Annotated in this window: 3 protein-coding genes and 1 pseudogene; 3 read left to right on the forward strand and 1 reads right to left on the reverse strand. The window is 40.1% G+C overall.

Annotated elements, in window-relative coordinates:
- A pseudogene (locus tag H5072_RS16890) lies at positions 1–771 on the reverse strand (signal recognition particle-docking protein FtsY); the annotation flags it as partial.
- A gap of 207 nt (positions 772–978) precedes the next feature.
- Here H5072_RS16890 and rsmD point away from each other — a divergent pair.
- The 3 genes from rsmD (at position 979) to H5072_RS16905 (ending at position 2,411) form a co-directional block, all read left to right on the forward strand.
- Positions 979–1,584 carry a 16S rRNA (guanine(966)-N(2))-methyltransferase RsmD gene (gene rsmD / locus H5072_RS16895; protein WP_182694200.1) on the forward strand — a complete coding sequence of 202 codons (606 nt, stop codon included), beginning with the start codon at positions 979–981 and terminating at the stop codon, positions 1,582–1,584.
- 145 nt (positions 1,585–1,729) lie between these two features.
- Positions 1,730–1,945 carry a 30S ribosomal protein S21 gene (gene rpsU, locus H5072_RS16900; RefSeq protein ID WP_002957797.1) on the forward strand — a complete coding sequence of 72 codons (216 nt, stop codon included), beginning with the start codon at positions 1,730–1,732 and terminating at the stop codon, positions 1,943–1,945.
- Positions 1,946–1,964: 19 nt separating this feature from the next.
- Entirely contained in the window at positions 1,965–2,411 is a 447-nt protein-coding gene (locus H5072_RS16905) for a GatB/YqeY domain-containing protein (RefSeq protein ID WP_007376027.1), read from the forward strand.
- The last annotated feature ends 40 nt before the right edge of the window (positions 2,412–2,451 follow it).

Below are 2,451 nucleotides of genomic sequence, written 5' to 3' on the forward strand. Positions count from 1 at the left end.
CTCGTTTTCTGCTTTTTCAGCTGCAAGGCGTTCTTGCTCTAAGCGTTCATTCTCTGCTTTTTCAGCCGCAATGCGTTCTTGCTCTAAGCGTTCATTCTCTGCTTTTTCAGCCGCAATGCGTTCTTGCTCTAAACGCTCATTCTCTGCTTTTTCAGCTGCAATACGTACTTGCTCTAAGCGCTCATTTTCTGCTTTTTCAGCCGCAATGCGTTCTTGCTCTAAAAGCATCTGCGCTTCTTGTTCTGCTAAGCGCTTCGCTTGCTCTTGCCTTTGAGCTTCAGCATCCGCTTGTTCTTTTGCTAATAACTCAGCATTCGCTTGCTCTATTGCAAGCTTTTCGGCTTTGATCGCCTCATCTTGTTTTTCAAGGCGTATTTGCTCTAGTCGCTCAGCCTCTACTTTTTCTGCCGCTAATCGTTCTTGCTCTAAGCGCATCTCTTTTTCTTGATCGGCTAAACGTTGCGCATGTTCTTGTCTTTGCGCCTCGGCATCTGCTTGCTGTTTTGCAAGTAATTCAGCATTGGCCTGCTCAATGGCAATCTTTTCCGCGTTTTCAGCACGCTGGCGTTCTTGTTCTAAACGCTCTGTTTCAGCCTCTGCTTTTAACCGTTCAGCTTCAGCTTGCTCTTGCGCTAGTTTTTCTTGCTCTAGCTTCTGGGCCTCTTCTTGCGCTAATACTTGTTGTTTATCAGCTGCTGCTTTTTGCTCTGCTTCTTTTTTATCTGACTTGCCAAAACCGAGCCACGACATGAATTTACTTTTTTTTGTCATACTTGCTAATAACCACTTATAAAAATCTGATAAACTAAAATTTGAAATAGCTTGGCAATGCCCAGCAATAGTTGCTAATAAATACAACCATTCAAAACGTAAGTGTTTAATAGTAACACTTTTAATGCGGTTGAAAAATGAAGCTACACGTAATCGCCCATAATATTATCTGAGCTAGATACCATATACCATTTTTTAGTGAGCTAAATGAGAAAAAAAACAACGCAAAATAAAGCTGCTAACAAGCCCAGTGATGGCTTTATTAGAGTGATTAGTGGTCAATTTCGAGGCCGTAAACTCCCGGTTAAAAACGTAGAAGGCTTGAGACCTACTACCGATCGAATTAAAGAAACTGTATTTAATTGGCTAATGCAAGATACGCGTGACGCAAATGTACTTGATTGTTTTGCCGGTTCTGGTGGATTGGGATTTGAAGCGCTATCACGATATGCTAAAAGCGCTACATTTATCGAACTCGACTCATTAGCTGCTAAGCAATTAGAACAAAATATTAGCACTTTAAAGCTCGACAACGCATACGTTAAACATACTAATTCGCTCTCCTTTTTAGAGCAAAAAAACACAAACAAAGCCTTTAATCTTGTATTTGTTGACCCACCATTTCGTAAAGATTTAGCGCAAACAACCTGCAATTTATTAGAAAAAAACCAATGGTTAAGCAACGACGCATTAATTTATGTTGAAGTAGAGGCAGAGCTAGCCGCCTTAGAAACACCAACCAACTGGTTGTTAATTAAAGAAAAAAAGGCGGGGCAAGTACTTTGCCAACTGTACCAGCGACAAGCAAATTAATACTGTTTAACGTAATGCGTTTCTGTTAATATTGTCCTTTACATGTGGTGTTGCTTCGGATTACAATACCGCACCATTTTTGAACCACTTGATCAATGTTTGATCAACTTGAGCAACGCTCATAATTTAGGTAGGTGAATTTTTAATGCCAGTAATTAAAGTAAGAGAGAACGAACCGTTTGACGTAGCACTTCGTCGCTTCAAGCGTTCATGTGAAAAAGCAGGAATCCTTTCAGAAGTTCGTCGTCGCGAGCACTATGAAAAACCAACAGCTGAGCGTAAGCGTAAAAAAGCTGCTGCAGTTAAACGTCACATGAAAAAACTTTCTCGTGATAACGCTCGTCGCGTTAAATTATACTAATATATTAGGTCTTGTATAAATGAGCCTTTTAATAACGCTAAAAGATGCGCAAAAAGATGCGATGAGAGCTAAAGACAAGCAACGTCTTAACCCTATTCGTATGGTACTTGCTGCAATCAAGCAACGTGAAATTGACGAGCAAATAACGCTAGACGACGCAGGTATTACCTCCGTTATAGTGAAGCTTGTTAAACAACGTCGTGACTCTTACACTCAGTACAAAGATGCTGGGCGTGATGATTTAGCTGATATTGAAGCCAATGAAATAGTAGCACTTGAAACTTTTTTACCTCAACAATTGAGTGAAGAAGAAATAATTGCTCTCATTGACGCGGCTATTGCTGATACTAATGCAGCAGGTATGCAAGACATGGGTAAAGTAATGGGTATAATCAAAAGCAAAGCTGAAGGTCGAGCCGATATGGGTAAGATTTCTGGTTTAATTAAGCAAAGATTAACTGCCTAATACTCCCACATACATTAAAGTATGATTGAAGTAAACCGAG

The organism is Pseudoalteromonas sp. SR45-5 (genome assembly GCF_014163565.1).
Lineage (GTDB): Bacteria > Pseudomonadota > Gammaproteobacteria > Enterobacterales > Alteromonadaceae > Pseudoalteromonas > Pseudoalteromonas distincta.